Source organism: Nocardioides sp. Z38_18, from assembly GCF_058215695.1.
This window is the reverse complement of sequence record NZ_JBZAJE010000003.1, coordinates 143,687-159,448: the sequence shown is the minus strand read 5'-3', so window position 1 is coordinate 159,448 and position 15,762 is coordinate 143,687. Positions and strand designations below refer to the sequence as shown.

The 15,762-nt window shown below is 71.0% G+C and carries 19 protein-coding genes; 7 read left to right on the top strand and 12 right to left on the bottom strand.

The window, feature by feature from the left end; genetic code table 11:
• The first annotated feature begins 84 nt into the window (after positions 1-84).
• The 3 genes from AC4BGC_RS20070 (at position 85) to AC4BGC_RS20060 (ending at position 1,745) form a co-directional block, all read left to right on the top strand.
• Positions 85-303: a DUF7455 domain-containing protein gene (locus AC4BGC_RS20070; protein ID WP_490548635.1), complete on the top strand. Its 219-nt coding sequence runs from the start codon at positions 85-87 to the stop codon at positions 301-303.
• Positions 304-423: 120 nt separating this feature from the next.
• A complete protein-coding gene (locus AC4BGC_RS20065) occupies positions 424-900 on the top strand; it encodes a DUF456 domain-containing protein (protein WP_490557367.1) in 477 nt (158 codons plus the stop codon).
• The gene (locus AC4BGC_RS20060; RefSeq protein WP_490557366.1) at positions 900-1,745 is read left to right on the top strand and encodes an EamA family transporter; all 846 of its coding nucleotides are present in this window, start codon (positions 900-902) and stop codon (positions 1,743-1,745) included. Before AC4BGC_RS20065 ends, AC4BGC_RS20060 begins: the two co-directional genes overlap by 1 nt.
• Here AC4BGC_RS20060 and AC4BGC_RS20055 read toward each other — a convergent pair.
• The 6 genes from AC4BGC_RS20055 to AC4BGC_RS20030 all read right to left on the bottom strand — a co-directional run bounded on the left by AC4BGC_RS20055 (position 1,742) and on the right by AC4BGC_RS20030 (position 5,530).
• On the bottom strand, positions 1,742-1,885 hold the full coding sequence (locus AC4BGC_RS20055; protein ID WP_490548632.1) for a GPGG-motif small membrane protein: 144 nt from the start codon (positions 1,883-1,885) through the stop codon (positions 1,742-1,744). The genes AC4BGC_RS20060 and AC4BGC_RS20055 overlap by 4 nt on opposite strands.
• 102 nt (positions 1,886-1,987) lie before the next feature.
• Positions 1,988-2,215, bottom strand: a complete 228-nt coding sequence (locus AC4BGC_RS20050; RefSeq protein ID WP_490548631.1) for a hypothetical protein — start codon at positions 2,213-2,215, stop codon at positions 1,988-1,990.
• Between the two features lie 7 nt (positions 2,216-2,222).
• Positions 2,223-3,407: an RNA polymerase sigma factor gene (locus tag AC4BGC_RS20045; RefSeq protein ID WP_490548602.1), complete on the bottom strand. Its 1,185-nt coding sequence runs from the start codon at positions 3,405-3,407 to the stop codon at positions 2,223-2,225.
• A 121-nt stretch (positions 3,408-3,528) separates the two neighbouring features.
• Positions 3,529-4,098 carry an HhH-GPD-type base excision DNA repair protein gene (locus AC4BGC_RS20040; protein WP_490557365.1) on the bottom strand — a complete coding sequence of 190 codons (570 nt, stop codon included), beginning with the start codon at positions 4,096-4,098 and terminating at the stop codon, positions 3,529-3,531.
• Between the two features lie 108 nt (positions 4,099-4,206).
• Positions 4,207-4,518 (bottom strand): EthD family reductase, encoded by a 312-nt coding sequence (locus AC4BGC_RS20035; protein ID WP_490548600.1) that lies wholly within the window; start codon positions 4,516-4,518, stop codon positions 4,207-4,209.
• 55 nt (positions 4,519-4,573) lie between these two features.
• Positions 4,574-5,530, bottom strand: a complete 957-nt coding sequence (locus tag AC4BGC_RS20030; RefSeq protein ID WP_490557364.1) for an alpha/beta hydrolase — start codon at positions 5,528-5,530, stop codon at positions 4,574-4,576.
• Between the two features lie 177 nt (positions 5,531-5,707).
• Here AC4BGC_RS20030 and AC4BGC_RS20025 point away from each other — a divergent pair, with 177 nt between their 5' ends.
• Positions 5,708-6,718, top strand: a complete 1,011-nt coding sequence (locus tag AC4BGC_RS20025; protein ID WP_490557363.1) for an AraC-like ligand-binding domain-containing protein — start codon at positions 5,708-5,710, stop codon at positions 6,716-6,718.
• Between the two features lie 66 nt (positions 6,719-6,784).
• Entirely contained in the window at positions 6,785-7,222 is a 438-nt protein-coding gene (locus tag AC4BGC_RS20020) for a hypothetical protein (RefSeq protein ID WP_490557362.1), read from the top strand.
• Between the two features lie 21 nt (positions 7,223-7,243).
• Here the strand turns inward: AC4BGC_RS20020 and AC4BGC_RS20015 are convergent, their stop codons facing one another.
• Both AC4BGC_RS20015 and AC4BGC_RS20010 read right to left on the bottom strand, forming a co-directional pair.
• Complete coding sequence (locus tag AC4BGC_RS20015) at positions 7,244-8,716, bottom strand: glutamate-cysteine ligase family protein (RefSeq protein ID WP_490557361.1); 1,473 nt, start codon at positions 8,714-8,716, stop codon at positions 7,244-7,246.
• A gap of 30 nt (positions 8,717-8,746) precedes the next feature.
• Positions 8,747-9,796, bottom strand: a complete 1,050-nt coding sequence (locus tag AC4BGC_RS20010) for a DUF4192 domain-containing protein (RefSeq protein ID WP_490557359.1) — start codon at positions 9,794-9,796, stop codon at positions 8,747-8,749.
• Between the two features lie 141 nt (positions 9,797-9,937).
• On the opposite strand from AC4BGC_RS20010, the gene AC4BGC_RS20005 reads away from it, so the two are divergent.
• A complete protein-coding gene (locus tag AC4BGC_RS20005; protein WP_490557358.1) occupies positions 9,938-11,257 on the top strand; it encodes a DNA polymerase IV in 1,320 nt (439 codons plus the stop codon).
• On the opposite strand, the gene AC4BGC_RS20000 is transcribed toward AC4BGC_RS20005, so the two are convergent.
• From AC4BGC_RS20000 to AC4BGC_RS19990, 3 genes are all read right to left on the bottom strand, one after another.
• Positions 11,238-12,077 carry a 5-oxoprolinase subunit C family protein gene (locus AC4BGC_RS20000; protein ID WP_490557357.1) on the bottom strand — a complete coding sequence of 280 codons (840 nt, stop codon included), beginning with the start codon at positions 12,075-12,077 and terminating at the stop codon, positions 11,238-11,240. The genes AC4BGC_RS20005 and AC4BGC_RS20000 overlap by 20 nt on opposite strands.
• 7 nt (positions 12,078-12,084) lie before the next feature.
• Complete coding sequence (gene pxpB / locus AC4BGC_RS19995; protein WP_490557356.1) at positions 12,085-12,717, bottom strand: 5-oxoprolinase subunit PxpB; 633 nt, start codon at positions 12,715-12,717, stop codon at positions 12,085-12,087.
• A 412-nt stretch (positions 12,718-13,129) separates the two neighbouring features.
• Positions 13,130-13,840: a LamB/YcsF family protein gene (locus tag AC4BGC_RS19990; protein WP_490557355.1), complete on the bottom strand. Its 711-nt coding sequence runs from the start codon at positions 13,838-13,840 to the stop codon at positions 13,130-13,132.
• Positions 13,841-14,089: 249 nt separating this feature from the next.
• Here AC4BGC_RS19990 and AC4BGC_RS19985 point away from each other — a divergent pair, with 249 nt between their 5' ends.
• The gene (locus tag AC4BGC_RS19985; protein WP_490548590.1) at positions 14,090-15,043 is read left to right on the top strand and encodes a sigma-70 family RNA polymerase sigma factor; all 954 of its coding nucleotides are present in this window, start codon (positions 14,090-14,092) and stop codon (positions 15,041-15,043) included.
• A 40-nt stretch (positions 15,044-15,083) separates the two neighbouring features.
• Here the strand turns inward: AC4BGC_RS19985 and coaE are convergent, their stop codons facing one another.
• Positions 15,084-15,695: a dephospho-CoA kinase gene (gene coaE / locus AC4BGC_RS19980; protein WP_490548589.1), complete on the bottom strand. Its 612-nt coding sequence runs from the start codon at positions 15,693-15,695 to the stop codon at positions 15,084-15,086.
• Positions 15,696-15,762: the final 67 nt, after the last annotated feature.

The window sequence follows — 15,762 nt, the reverse complement described above, 5'->3', positions numbered from 1 at the left end:
TGTGACTGATGAAGCAATCGAGCGGTGGAACTTCCACTCGTCTCGGTCGTTGAGGAAGTTACCCAAACGAGAGTGAGGCCAGACGTGACTACTGCGACAGCCCCCAGCCCGGCCCCGCTCACCGCGGTGGACCGGTGTGACCGATGCGGCGCACAGGCCTACCTCCGCGTACAGCTCAAGACCGGCGGTGAGCTGCTCTTCTGTGCCCACCACGCTCGTGAGCACAGCGACAAGCTTCGCGAGGTGGCCCAGCACGTCCAGGACGAGACCGGCCGTCTGGCCGACAAGCCCTCGACCGACTGAGCGCGCCCGCCCGGAACCTGACCGAGGCCCTGGTCCCTTGTGGACCGGGGCCTCGGCCCTTTCCAGGGGTCTCCACCTGCACGTGCTGCTGACCGCGCGCCGAGGTGAGAGGGTTCGGCCATGAGCGGTCTGGAGGTCCTCGTCGCCCTGGCCATCGCCGTCGGCGTGGTCGGCGTCGTCGTGCCCGTGCTCCCCGGCTCGCTGCTGGTGCTCGGTGCGGTGCTGGTGTGGTCGTGGGATGTGGGCACCGCCACCGCCTGGATCGTCTTCGCCGTGGCGACGACCGCGATCGCCCTGGGCAGCGTGGTGAAGTACGCCGTCCCGGGGCGGCGCCTCACCGCCAACGGCATCCCGGGCTCGACCCTGATGCTGGGCGGGGCCCTGGGCATCGTCGGGTTCTTCGTCATCCCCGTGGTCGGGCTGCTGGTCGGCTTCGTCCTCGGGGTCTACCTCGCCGAGCTCCGCCGCCTCGGGAGCAGGGACGCGTGGCCCGCGACGGTGCAGGCGCTGCGCGCGGTGGGTCTCTCCATCGTGATCGAGCTGCTCGCCTGCCTGACCGCCGCGGCCACGTGGGCCGTGGGCGTCGTCCTGACCTGATGGCGGTCCTGCTCGCCCTCGGCGGCGCCCTGGCCTACGGTCTCTCCGACTTCGTCGGCGGAGTCGCGTCCCGGCGTACCTCCGTGTGGCCGGTGGCCTTCACGGCGTGCCTGGGAGCCACCCTGGGCACGCTGGTGCTCGCCGTGGCCATCCCGGGCGACCCGACCGGGGCGCACTACGCCTGGGGGCTGCTCGCGGGCGTGGGCAGCGGGACCGGCACCGCGTTCCTCTACCGGGGCTTCGCCCGCGGCCGGATGGGCGTGGTGGCCCCCGTCTCCGCGGTCGGCGCGGCACTGCTGCCGGCGACCATCGGCGTCGCCTCCGGCGAGCGACCGACGCTGCTGGTGTGGGTCGGCATCCTGGTGGCGCTGCCGGGCATCTGGCTGGTCTCCCGCGAGCCAGTCGCCGCCGATGCGCCGGGCTCCACCGCCGAGGGACTGCTGGACGGCGTGCTCGCCGGGCTCGGCTTCGGTCTTCTCTTCGCCGCGCTCGGGCAGGTCCCCGAGGCCGCCGGCTTCGGGCCGGTGCTCGGTTGCCAGGCGGTCTCCCTGGTCGCGGTGACCGCGTCGGCCCTGCTCCTGGGCGGCGACCCGCGGCCGCGGCTGGACAACGCCGGCGCCCACTGGTGGGGGCTGGGCGCAGGCCTGCTCGCCACCCTGGCCGTGGTCGGGTTCCTGCTTGCCCGACAGCTCGGCCTGCTCAGCGTCGCCGCGGTGCTCACCTCGCTCTACCCCGCAGCCACGGTCCTGCTCGCGGTGCTGTTCCTGCACGAGAAGCTGCACCGCGAGCAGTCCGTCGGCCTCCTGCTGTGCGCAGGCGCCGTGGTGTGTGTCGCCCTGGGCTAGGTGAAGATGCTCACGCCACCGGGACCGACGAGCAGCCCCGCGACGATGAGCAGGATGCCGAAGAGCATCTGCCCCCTGATCAGGGTGACGATCCCGCTGATCACCAGCACGACGGCGATGATCCAGAGAATGGTTGCCATGTTGACCTCCCAGAGTGTGCGGAGCACCCACCATGGCACCTTGAAACCGCACTTCGCCGGGTCGCCACACGTGTGACGCAGATCACTTTCGCGGCGTACTGCTTATTTGCGCCGCGGCTCCTTGCGCCACCAGCGGCCGAAGGACCCGTCGATGAGCATCATCCCCACGAAGCAGACACCCCCGGCCAGGAACGTCCAGGGGGTGCCCTCGTCGAGGATGGAGAGCACGATCAGGAGCAGCGCCAGCACCCCCACGACGTTCGCGAGGCGGGAGCGCCACTGCGGCACCGTCGGCCCGGGCGCGGTCGCCCTGGCCTGCGGTCGAGGCACGGCCGACTCAGTCGAGGTAGTCGCGCAGCACCTGGGAACGGCTGGGGTGCCGCAGCTTCGACATCGTCTTTGACTCGATCTGGCGGATCCGCTCGCGGGTCACGCCGTAGACCTTGCCGATCTCGTCGAGCGTCTTGGGCTGGCCGTCGGTGAGGCCGAAGCGCATCGAGACCACGCCGGCCTCACGCTCGGAGAGCGTGTCCAGCACGGCGTGCAGCTGCTCCTGAAGGAGGGTGAAGGAGACGGCGTCCGCGGGGACGATCGCCTCGGAGTCCTCGATCAGGTCGCCGAACTCGGAGTCGCCGTCCTCGCCGAGCGGGGTGTGCAGGGAGATCGGCTCGCGGCCGTACTTCTGGACCTCGATGACCTTCTCAGGGGTCATGTCGAGCTCCTTGGCGAGCTCCTCGGGCGTGGGCTCGCGGCCGAGGTCCTGCAGCATCTGCCGCTGGACGCGGGCGAGCTTGTTGATCACCTCGACCATGTGCACGGGGATCCGGATGGTGCGGGCCTGGTCGGCCATCGCGCGGGTGATCGCCTGGCGGATCCACCACGTCGCGTAGGTGGAGAACTTGTAGCCCTTGGTGTAGTCGAACTTCTCGACCGCACGGATCAGGCCGAGGTTGCCCTCCTGGATCAGGTCGAGGAACAGCATCCCGCGGCCGGTGTAGCGCTTGGCCAGCGAGACCACGAGTCGCAGGTTGGCCTCGAGCAGGTGGTTCTTGGCGCGGCGCCCGTCCTCGGAGATCCACTGGAGCTCGTCGAGGATCTTGGGGCTGATCTTGCCGCCCTTGGAGAGCTTCTCCTCGGAGAAGAGGCCGGCCTCGATCCGCTTGGCGAGCTCGACCTCCATCTCCGCGTTCAGCAGCGGGACCTTGCCGATCTGCTTGAGGTAGTCCTTGACCGGGTCGGCGGTCGCACCGGCGACCATGACCTGCTGCTCGGGCTCGTCGGTCTCGTCGGCGGCCGAGACGATGAAGGTGGCGGTCTTCTCGTCTTCCTTGATCGTCGGATCGGCCTTGACGTCCTTCTCGAACTGCTCGTCAGGGAGGTCGAGGAGGATCTTCTTGCCGTCGGGTCCGACAGCGGCCACCTCGGCCTGGATCTGCTCGGCGGTCTTGACCGCTGCCTTCTTGGCGGGGGCTTTCTTGGCGGCCGTCTTCTTGGCGGTCGCGCTTGACGAACTCGAGGACACGAACTACCTCTCGATTGTCGTTCAGGAACTTTTCAGGAAACTGCAGGGGCGCGACAGGACCCGTACCTGTCAACAGCCGCATTCTCATTGTGTCACGACCCCCAAGCCGGGGGCGCGCCGGTCATGCTCCGGCCGCGGCCTTCTTGGCCTTGGCGGCCTTCTTGAAGCTCCGCACGCGCTCCAGGGACGCGGCGTCGACCACGTCTGCGACCGAGCGGTAGCCCTCGAGACTGTAGTCGCCGACCACGGCCTCCCACCCCTGCGGACGTACGCCGAGCTGCTTGGCCAGCAGCGCCACGAAGATCTGGGACTTCTGCTTGCCGAACCCCGGGAGCGCGGTCATCCGCTTGAGCAGGTCGCGCCCGTCGGCCGCCTCTGTCCAGATCCGCTCGGCGTGCCCGTCGTACTCCTCCGCCACGACGCGCGCCACCGCCTGGATCCGCTCGGCCATCGAGCCCGGGAACCGGTGCACCGCCGGCGGCTCGGAGCACAGCGAGGCGAACTGCTCGGGCTCCGCGGCCGCGATCTGCGCCGGGTCGAGGTTGCCGAACCGCTCCAGCAGCTTCGCCGGTCCGGCGAAGGCACGCTCCATCGGGAACTGCTGGTCGAGGAGCATCCCGACGAGGAGGGCGAACGGGTCCTCGGTGAGTACCTGGTCGGCGTGCTCGTCGCCGGTGATGTGGATGTCCATGGCGCCATCATGCCAACGCAGCCTGTGGACCTCCCACCAGCCACTGGTGGGAGGGCAGGCGGTGCCCGCGGAGCCCGAGCTCACGACGGCCGTCGACTCGTCCCTCGCCTACAGGTAGGTGGTCGTGGGGCCGTTGATGATCGTGACCCCGGCTCCGGCGAAGTTCTCCAGGTCGGCGATCGCGGCCTGTCCCTCCGGTCCCGCGATCGCGGCCTCGAGGGCCTGCTGGTCGTCGAACGCCAGGGCGGCGATGAAGTAGTAGGGAGCGGGAGCGCCGTCCTCGGGCCCGGGGTGGGTGCCGGTGAAGGAGCGGAGCCCGGGGAACGCGAGGCCGAGCTTGGCGTGCGTCTCGGCGTAGTGCCGGTCGAAGGCCTCGGTGTCCTCGGGGTGGTTGTACATCGCGAGCAGGGTGTGGGTCATCACTCTCTCTTTTCTCGGGGGTTCTGCGGGGCTGGAGAGATGCCGGAAGGGCTGGTCAGGCGGTGGTGCCGGCCCGGCTGAGCAGGTGGGTGCTGAACCAGTCGAGCTGGACCTGCGCGGAGATCTCGAAGCCGTCGACGTACGCGTCGAAGTGGCCCCCCGGGAGGACCACGAGCTTCTTGGGCTCACGCGCCTCGTGGAACCCGTCGATCGCGATCTTGGTGGGCGTCAGCACATCGTTCTCGGCCACGCACATCAGCAGTGGCGTCGGCGCGATCAGCCGCAGGTAGGCACCGGGCTGGTACTCGGAGAACCGCTCCACGCTGCGCAGGGTGCAGGAGTTCACGTAGCTGGGGGCTCGCAGCTCGTGGGTACCGATGAACCACCTGTAGGAGTCCGGGGTCGGCAGCGCGGCGGGAGCCATCGGGTCCTCGTTGACGACGTCGATCATGGCCGGCTCGCCGCCACCGAACCGGGCACGGCGGTCCTCGTCGAACCCCGCGCGGGCACCGGCGACGAAGTCGGCACGGACCAGCTGGCGGAAGTTGGCATCCCCGTCCACGACCGGGACCTGGGCGCTGACGCACTTGACCCGGCGGTCCTGGGCGGCGACGACCAGGACGTGGCCCCCGGAGTAGGAGGAGCCCCAGATCCCGATGCGGTCGGGGTCCGTGCCCTCGAGGGTCTCCGCGAACGTGATCGCGTTGCGGTAGTCGTCGATCTGGTGACACGGGGTGATCTCGCCGCGTGGGGTGCCGTCCGAGGCGCCGAGGTTGCGGTTGTCGTAGACCAGGACGTTGAGCCCGTTGGCCGAGAAGTGCTCGGCGTACTTGTCGAGGTACATCTCCTTGACCGCTGCGAAACCGTGGCTCATCACGATGGTCGGCGCGCTGCCGCCACTGGTGGCCCGGTAGTACCAGCCGCGCAGGGTGACGCCGTCGGAGTCGAACTCCACGTCGCTGCGGTGGTCGGGGGTTGCGATGGCTGAGGGGTCGTCCAGGGTGCTGGTCATGTGGGTCCTCCGTGGGTGCGTTCCCCAGCAACCTAGGACGTGACCTCGGTCACAGCCATGCCTGCGAGTGCCGTCCTCATGACGTTGCGTGCCACGGCCCCGAGCCCCCTTGTTGGGCCCCGGGGCCGGACCTATCGTGAGGTGGCAGTGACCACGGTCACGCAGACGGGAGCTCAGATGAATGCACCCAGCGGAGCGGGCCGGGCCGCGAACCGACCCGCGACCCGTCCCGGGTCCGGTGAGCCCGATGAGTGGGACTTCCACGCCCGTTCGCGCGCCGACGCCCACGAGGCCTGGTCACGGATGCTGTCCTCGACCCACCTGCCCTGGAGCATCCAGGAGCTCACCGGCGACCCGGACACCTTCGACGCCTCCGTACGGCGACGCCATCTGGCCGACCTGGTCCTGGTGGACTGCTCGTGCGACCCCTCGACCGGCGCCCGGCGCGCCCACGAGATCTCGCAGACCGACGACGAGTACCTGGTCATGCTGATGACCCTCAAGGGACGCGAGGTCGTCGCCCAGGGGCGCGGCGAGTCCCAGCTGGAGCCGGGAAGCGTCGTGATCTGGGACTCCGCCCACCCTGCCCGGTTCGCTGTCCAGGAGCCGCTCGTCAAGCGCAGCTTGTTCGTGCCCAAGAGCGCCCTGGCCGAGGTCGGCAGCCGCGGGCTCCTCCAGACCGGGACCGTGCTCGACCGGGCCGCCCCCGCGGTGATGCTGCTCGCGGGCTACCTCGAAGGGCTCTCCCACACCCTCGACCGGCTGCCCCTGGGAGCACTGCCCGCGGCACGCAACGCGACCATCGAGCTGCTCGCCGCCGCCCTCCAGGACCTCCCGCTCACTTCCACCGACACCTCGACGGCCCTGCGCACCGCCGCCGAGACGTTCATCGAACGCAACCTCGCCGATCCGGCCCTGAGCCCTGCCAAGGTCGCGTCCCGTCTCGGGGTCTCGCTGCGGTCGCTGCATCGCGCCTACGAGGGCAGCGCCGAGAGCGTCTCGGGCACCATCCGCATCCGTCGCCTCGCCCGTGCCCGCGACGACCTCCTCGCCGGCCGCAGCGTCTCCCAGGTCGCGAGCAGGTGGCGCTACTCCGACGCCAGCCACTTCTCCCGCGCCTTCAAGAGTCACTTCGGGTACAACCCCTCCGACCTGCACCGGCTCGGCCAGGCCTCCGGGTCGGTCTAGCGCCGGCTGGCAACGGAGCCTGTGGAGCGCCCACACCGGCGGCTCGCACGAGGGCAGGCTGGGCCCATGGAGCCCGAGGTCGCAGCCGCCGTTCGCCGAGAGCTGCAGGACTTCGTGACCCGGTCCGGCACCCGGCGCACGCTGCCACCGACGTGCCACGTGGGCCACCCGGGCCGTGACCGGGTCTCGATCCCGCAGCTCACCGACGCATCGATCCCGCAGCTCACCGACGCATCGGTGCCGCTGCGCGCCGACCTGGTCGAGCGGGCGCTGGACGGGCTCGCCGAGCCCGGTGGGGCCTGCGCGTGGCTGACCCGGGGTGGCGGGCTCGAGCGGACCGACGCAGACGCGGAGTGGTTCGCGGCGTCCCTGGCGGGGTTCGGGCGCCACGGGCTGGTGCTGCCGGCGTTCTTCGTGCTCAACCGCAACGGCTGGGTCGACCTGGTCAGCGGTCGGTCGCGGGTGTGGAGCCGGATCCGGAACCGCTCCCCCGTCTCCGGCTGAGGCGCGCGAGGACCAGGTGACTCACACGGGCCAGGTGTGCACCGGCTCGTTGGCGTGCATCAGCTCCCTGTAGGCGAGCAGGGCCAGCCGCATTGCCTCCTCGCGGTCGGCGCCGGCACGCTCGTGGGCGGTCACCTTCTCGACGAACCACGAGGCACCGTTGCGGTGCAGCACGCACCGCTGCTCGATGATCGAGAGGACGCGGGAGGCCTCGTCGTGACCGACGCCCCAGCGCGAGAGCCCCTCGTAGGCCAGCGGGAGCAGCCGGCGCAGCACCAGCTCGGTGGCGCTCACCTCACCGATGCCGGGCCAGTAGACGCGTGCTTCGATGCCGTGCTGGGCGGCGACGTGGAAGTTCTCCTCCGCCGCGGAGAACGACATCCGCGACCACAGGGGCCGGTCGTCCTCGGCCAGCGCACGCGTGAGGCCGAAGTAGAACGCCGCGTTGGCCATCGTGTCGACCACGCTCGGACCGGCCGCGAGGACACGGTTCTCCACGCGCAGGTGCGGCACGCCCCCGGAGGTGTCGTAGACCGGCCGGTTCCACCGGTAGATCGTGCCGTTGTGCAGCTTCAGCTCCGAGAGCGCCGGGGTCCCGCCCGACTCCAGCACCTCGAGCGGGTCCTCCGCGTCCGTGATCGGCAGCAGCGCCGGGAAGTAGCGGACGTTCTCCTCGAAGAGGTCGAAGATCGAGGTGATCCAGCGCTCGCCGAACCAGACCCGGGGCCGGACGCCCTGCTCCTTGAGCTCCTCGCCGCGGGTGTCCGTCGCCTGCTCGAACAGCGGGATGCGGGTCTCCTGCCACAGCTGCTTGCCCAGGAGGTACGGCGAGTTGGCGCCCACCGCGAGCTGGATGCCGGCGATCGCCTGGGAGGCGTTCCAGTACGCCGCGAAGTTCTCCGGGCTCACCTGGGTGTGCAGCTGGGTCGAGGTGCAGGCGGCCTCCGGCATGATCGACTCCGAGGTCGTCCGGAGCCGTTCGACGCCCTGGATGTCGATGACCAGGTCCTCCCCACGGGCCCCCAGGATCTGGTCGCTGAGCAGCTTGTAGCGCGGGTTGGGGCTGATCCGCGAGGGACTCAGGTGGCCCTCCTCGAGCGTCGGCAGGATGCCGATCATCACCATGTTGGCGGCGACCTCGTTGGACTTGCCCTCGGCGTGGTTCAGGGCCGAGCGCAGGTCCTCCTCGAAGCCGGAGATCCCGCGTGCCCCGAGCCGTCTTGGCAACACGTTGATCTCGAGGTTGAACTGCGCGAGCTCGGTCTGGAAGTGGGGGCTCGCGATCGCCGCCAGCGCCTCGGCGCTCTTCAGCGAGGGCCTTCCGTCGCCGTCGACCAGGTTGAACTCGATCTCCATTCCGGTCATCGGGTCGTCGACGTCGAAACGCGACTCCCGCAGCATCCGCGCGAACACGTCCAGACAGCGGCGTACCTTCTCGCGGTGTCGGGTGCGGTCGGCCCGGGTGAACTCCTGCAGCTCGACTTCTTCTCCCATGGCCGAAACAGTAGTGGCCACAGGCGGGTGTCACGAGGCTCGGTCGGCCCGTCCGTGCAGCGGGGTGGATGCAGCGAACACGGTCAGCTCCTCCTGCGGGATCGGGACCCACACGCTCGGCGGCACCGCCCGGGTGAGCACCTCGGCCACGCAGTGCGCCATCGAGTAGTCGGGCTCCACCTCCAGGCACCGGTCGATCGCGCACCAGGCCAGAGCGCCGTCACCGTGCTGCCAGGCGGCGAACGCGAGCAGCGCGGACGCCCCGGGGAGCAGCTCGCGGGGGCTGCGCCGGACCAGCTCGCGCCACAGGTCGACGTGGCCAGCGGAGGTCACCCGGTCGATCTCGGCCCAGGCGACGTCACGGGTGGGGACGAGCGAGGTGAGCACCAGCACCCGGCCGGCATCGCGGGGGTGCAGCGGCTCCCGGTCCGCCAGCCGTGCGCGGATGCGCTGCTGCAGCCACTGCGCCTCGCTGCGCAGGAAGCCGTGCACGGGGTCCGCGGTCTCCTCCGAGGTCGCCACCAGGTCGGTGAACCTCGTCGCGGCCAGCGCCACCGCCACCGAGTCCTCCTCGTCGGTCCCCACCAGTGAGTCCGCCAGGTCCTCACGGTCGCGGTGGACGACGTGGCCCTCGAAGACCCGCTGCGCGGTGAACGGGTGCGTCTCGAGCTCGTACGCCGTGCCGGGGAGCCCGTCGTCGGGCACCGGGTGCCAGCGACCGTCGTCGACGCGCAGCACCTCGACGACCTCGACCCCCTCGTCGAGCAGCCGGCCCACCAGCAGCAGCGCCATCGCGTGAGCGGCCTCGGCGTCGTCGGTGTAGAGCAGGACAGCGACCCGGCGTGCCTGGTTGGCGACCACGGCCTCGAGGAGCAGGTCGGTCACCTCCTCCTGCTCCCCCGGCTCCAGCGGCAGGTCCACCCGGGCGTGGAAGCCGCCCGCGGGGGGCCCGAACGTGAGCAGGACGACGGAGTCCCGGGGATGGAAGCCCAGGACTCCGGGGACGACGGCGATCAGGTCGGTGGGCGTCCGGGCCACGAAGGTGGGCGGGTCCAGGGGCGACTCGGGTGTGGGGGTCATGCCTGTCACCCTCGGCCGTGCGGGGGACGTGCGCCGAGGCCGTCGATCGGCCTGTGCAGAACCGGTGCAGCAGGCCGGCTGTGGACGGGAGCCGGTCATGGGGCGCGCTCCCTCGTCGGCCGCTCGTGGCACGATCACGACGTGCGTTCCGAGCCGACGATCCTGCACATGGACCTGGATGCGTTCTTCGCCTCCGTGGAGCAGCGGGACAAGCCCTCCCTGCGGGGCAAGCCCGTCGTGGTGGGGGGCGTGGGAGGCCGCGGGGTGGTGGCCACCGCGTCGTACGAGGCCCGGACCTTCGGCGTGCACTCGGCGATGTCGACGGCCGAGGCACGACGGCGCTGCCCGAACGCGGCCTTCTTGTCGGGGCGCTTCCACGCCTACCGCGACACCAGCCGCGCGGTGATGGAGGTGCTGCGCTCGGTCAGCCCGCTGGTGGAGCCGTTGTCGCTCGACGAGGCGTTCGTCGACCTCGAGGCCGCGGACCTGGCGGACCGTTCGATCGCCTCGGTCAGCGCCCTGGCCCGTGACCTCAAGGCCCGCATCCGCGAGGTCACCGGCGGCATCGCGGGATCGGTGGGCATCGGCACCTCCAAGCTCGTCGCCAAGATCGCCAGCGACCTCGACAAGCCGGACGGCCTGGTGGTGGTCGCACCGGGGATGGAGCAGGACCTGCTGCGGCCGATGCAGGTCACGGTGATCCCCGGGGTCGGTCCCGCCACCGCCGAGCGCCTGCGCCGCGTCGGCGTGCACACGGTGGAGGAGCTCGAGCGGCTCACCGAGGAGGAGCTGGTCCGGCTCCTCGGGCGCGCCCACGGCGCCGGCCTCCACGCCCTGGCGCGGGCCCGGGACAGCCGCCCGGTGGAGCCCGAGCGCGAGGCGAAGTCGATCAGCGTCGAGGACACCTACGACACCGACCACGTAGACAAGCGGCTGCTCGAGGCGCTTCTCGACCGCCAGGCGGGCAAGGTCGCCGAACGGCTGCGCAAGGCACGGATCTCCGGTCGCACCGTCTCGATCAAGGTCCGGCTGCACGACTTCTCCACGGTGAGCCGCTCGGCCACCCTCTCCGAGCCCTCCGACGACGTGCGCCAGATCGCCCGGGTCGCCCGTCGCCTGCTCGCCGAGCTGGACACCTCGAGCGGCGTACGGCTGCTGGGGGTCGGCGTCTCCGGGTTCGCGGACTGGATCCAGGAGTACCTCTTCACCGAGGAGGACGACGAGGCCGCTGCCGTCTCCGACGAGGTCACCCTGGCCGCCGTCGCGGCCGCCTCAAGGCACCGCGCCTGGGCACCGGGCATGGACGTGACCCACGAGGAGCACGGCCCCGGCTGGGTGTGGGGTTCGGGCAGGGGCGTGGTCACGGTGCGCTTCGAGACCTCGGACACACCTCCCGGCCGGGTGCTCAGCTTCTCGATCGACGACCCCGCGCTGAAGCCGGTCAGACCACGCGAAGAGTGACCTGCTCCCCCGGTCGCAGCTGGGCGCAGACGGCGAGGTCCTCGAGCGCCACCACGCCGACCACCGGGTACCCGCCGGTGGTGGGATGGTCGTTGAGGAAGACCACTGGCTGTCCGTTGGGCGGCACCTGCACGGCACCCAGCACCATCCCCTCGCTCGGCAGCTCCTCGTCGTCGCGCCTGCGGATCGGCTCCCCCTCCAGGCGCAGCCCGATCCGGTTCGAGTCGCTGCCTACGGCGTACGACGACCCGTCGAGGGCCGCCAGGCTCCCCTCGGTGAACCAGTCCTCATGTGGACCGAGCCGCAGCCGGAGCACGCGCGAGGCCGGCGGCAGCCGTCCGGCGTCGACGGGCACCGGTGTCCCAAGCGGTTCCCCCACCGGCAGCTCGTCGCCGGCGGACACCGGCTCGGGTCCCAGGCCCGAGAGCAGGTCCGTGGAGCGCGACCCGAGCACAGCGGGCACCTCGATGCCGCCCGAGACGGCCAGGTAGGCCCGCAGTCCCTCGGTCGGCGCCCCGAGCTCGATCTCGGCCCCGGGAGGCACGGAGACCGCACTCCCCCACTCGCTCGGACGGCCGGCAACGCTCACCGCGACCCGGGCGCCGGTGACGGCGATGGTCAGGCCCGTCCGGGCCCGGACCCGCAGCTGCCCGGCCAGGCACTCCAGCGTCGCCGCGGACTCGTCGTTGCCCACCAGCCGGTTCGCCAGCCGGTGTGCCGGCTCGTCGAGCGATCCCGAGCGCGGGACCCCGAGATGCGCCAGACCGGGACGACCGAGGTCCTGCACGGTCACCTGCGGACCGACGTCGAGCACCTCCATGCACCGTTCAGCTCCCACTGCTGCTCGCCTCCACGAACCGCACCCGGGTGCCGGGCGCGAGCAGGGCCGGAGGATCGCGGTCGAGGTCCCACAGCGGCGCATCGGTGCGTGCGACCAGCTGCCACCCACCCGGCGAGGACCGCGGGTAGACGCCGGTGAAGGCGCCGGCCAGTCCCACCGAGCCCGCCGGGACCCGGGACCTCGGGTCCTCGCGGCGCGGCACGTGCAGTTCCTCGGGCAGGCCGCTGAGGTAGGCGAAGCCGGGAGCGAAGCCGCAGAAGGCAACGACGAACTCGGTCTCGCGGTGCAGCCGGACGACCTCACCGACCTCCATCCCGCAGTGCTCGGCGACCGACTCCAGGTCGGGACCGTCATAGGTCACCGGGAGCTCGACGAGGTCACCGTCGGCACCGGCGTCCGGGTCGGGCTGGTCGAGCGACCAGCCGGCGAGCAGCCTGCCGACCTCGCCGGGTTCCCGTACGCCGTCCAACAGGAGCGTGCTCGCCCCCGGGACGACGTCGGTGCAGCTCAGCTCGCCGTTGTCGCGGCGACGCAGGACCTCGGCGTACGCCGCGCGGACAGCGTCGGGCCCCTGGCACTGGAGCAGCAACCCGTGGTCACCGAAAGGCCGGACATCCATCTCGAGGATCCTCGCAGAGAAGCCGGCGCCGCCGCAGCCCGCGGGCCGAGGCGACCTCGGACGTAGTCGTGGGGTCCGCGGGAAGTATGAGTTGCCGCGGACCCCACTGGTGGGACGACGTGATGTGACGTCCCGGACCAGCGACCCCACGGGCTTCGGCCGTCCACACCACCGACGGCTCCGACGGGTCTCCTCGCCGGGCTGATCCCACGGTCCTCATCTGGTCCACCGCTGCCCTGACGGGCTCGGTGCCCATTGTTCTACGCGACGGCGGGACGAGCGCACAAGACCCTGACCGCGCGGGAACCCGACATTTCCACCGCGCTGCGGCGTTGCCCACAGGGACTCGGGAGCCCTCCACAGGTTCGCGCCGTTTTCCACAGGTTTTCTCCGTGCTCTGTGGAAAACCCGGTCACCCGGACCGTGCTGCTCCCGCCCAGGCAACGAGGCGGTGCCCGGTCCCCTCCAGTGCTGCTCGCACGGCGCCGGCGGTCCGGACCGCACCCGGTGAGTCACCGTGCACGCACAGCGACTGGACTACACCGCGCAGCGCCATCTCGACCGCGTTCCTGGCGACCGCATCGGCCCCCTCCACCAGTGCGCCCGGCTGGTCGCGCGGCACCAGCCGGCCCTCGTCGGTGTACCCCCGGTCCGGGAAGCCCTCCGCCACCACGGTCCGGCCCGCGGCCCGGGCCAGCCGCAGGATCGCCGACCCGGGTAGACCCAGCACCGGCAGGGAGCCACTGCCGCGCAGCACGGCGGCCGCCTGCCCCTCGTCGTCGACCACCCTGTTGTAGAGCGCGCCGTGCGGCTTCAGGTAGGCCACCTCGATGCCACATTCCCCCGCGATCCGGGACAGGACCTCCACCTGTTCGGCCACCCAGGCCGCGAGCAGGTCGCCTTCCACGTCCATCGAACTGCGCCCGAAGTTCTCCTTGTCCAGGTATGAGACCTGGGCTCCCACCACCACCCCGCGCGCAGCGGCGGACTCGCACACCCGGCGCATGGTGTCTTCGTCACCGGCGTGGAACCCGCAGGCGAGGTTGGCGCTGGTGACCACCTCGAGGAGTCCTTCGTCGTCGGTGACGCCCTCCCCGAGGTCGGCGTTGAGGTCGATCCGCATGGCAGAAGTGTGCCCGTTTTCCATCGCCGGGCGTGCGGTGGCCCGAAGGCGTGCCGGGGGCCGCCATCGCTGAGAACTGACTGAGAACTCGCGTACGCCGCAACTTCGCGGGGTACTAGCACGTCTACAAGGGTGAGAGGCGGATTTCGGGCCTCACCCCCGACACGGTCGGGAATCCCGTACCACCGCACTGTGTTGGACCAACAGGACCAGCCGTACCGGTCCACCTGCAGAAAGGGAAAGGCCGCCATGACCACCACCACCACCCGCAACGACCGTGAGATCGAAGGACGCGACAGCGTCGGTCTCTACCTCGACGAGATCGCACGGACACCGTTGCTGGACGCCGCGACCGAGGTCGAGCTCTCCAAGACCATCGAGGCGGGGCTGTTCGCCGCGAAGCTCCTCGAGGAGGGCCGGGTAGGCAGGCGGAAGGGTGGTGCTCCCAAGCTCGCCACCGAGGAAGAGCTCACCTGGTTGGCCGAGGAGGGCGAGCGCGCACTGCAGCGGTTCATCAACGCCAACCTGCGGCTGGTCGTCTCGATCGCCCGCAAGTACGGGCGCAGCCAGATGCCGATGCTCGACCTGATCCAGGAGGGCAACACCGGGCTGATCCGCGCCGTGGAGAAGTTCGACTACGCCAAGGGCTACAAGTTCTCCACCTACGCGACGTGGTGGGTGCGCCAGGCGATCACCCGCGGAATCGCTCAGCAGGCACGCGTGGTGCGGCTGCCGGTGCACGTGGTCGAGGAGCTCAACCAGGTGGGCTCGGCCCGTCGTACCCTCGAGCGCCAGCTGGGCCGGGCACCCGACCCCGAGGAGATCGCGGTCGAGCTCTCCATGGATCCCGAGCGCGTCCTCGACCTGATGGCCTGGGGCCGGGACCACGTCAGCCTCGACACCCCGATCGACGAGGACGGCGACACCTCGCTGGGCGACCTGATCGCCCAGGAGAGCTCGCCCGGTCCGGACCTGACCGTGCTCGACACCGAGTCGCGTGACCGGCTGAGCACGCTGGTCGGGTTGCTCGACGACCGCTCCGCGGACATCGTGCGCTCGCGCTACGGCCTGGTCGACGGGCGCCAGCACAAGCTGGCCGACATCGGCGCCCGCCACGGCATCTCGGCCGAACGGGTCCGGCAGCTCGAGCGTGAGGCGATCGCGAAGCTGCGCCGCCTCGCCGATCCCGACCTCGCCGCCTGAGCACAGGCCTCAGACCGCTCGACGGACCGGGCCGGTTTGCTCACCCAGCTGATCCGGGACCCGTCGAGACCACTTCCGCGAAGACCTCCGCGACGCGCGCGCGGAGGTCTTCGCGCGTCCCGCTGTTCTCGATGACGTGGGTCGCGATCGCGCGCCGGTCCTCGCGGGACGCCTGTGCCCGGATCCGGGAGCGGGCGTCCTCCTCCGTCCATCCCCGGTCGCGCGTCATCCGCTCGACCTGCAGCTCTTCGGGAGCGTCCACCACGATCACGGCGTCGAAGGTCCCGGCGCGACCGCTCTCGGCGAGCAGCGGGATGTCGTGTACGACGACCGCGTCCTCGGGCGCCTGTTCCTCGAGCTCGACGATGCGCTCGAAGACCAGGGGGTGCACGATCGCCTCGAGACGCCTCCGCGCCTGCTCGTCGTTGAAGACCAGCCGACCCATCGCGGGCCGATCCAGCTCACCGTCGGGACCGAGCAGCTCCTCGCCGAACTCCTCGACCACGGCCTGCAGCCCCGGGGTGCCCTTCGCGACGACCTCACGTGCGAGGGCGTCCGCGTCGATGATCACCGCACCGAGCTCGGCGAGAGCGGTGGAGACGGTGCTCTTGCCGGAGGCGATGCCGCCTGTGAGTCCTACGCGTGTGGTCACCGGGCGATCATCGCAGCACGAGTCCGGAGACGTCCCTCGGCCCCGCGGCGCCGGCGCCGACTGAGGG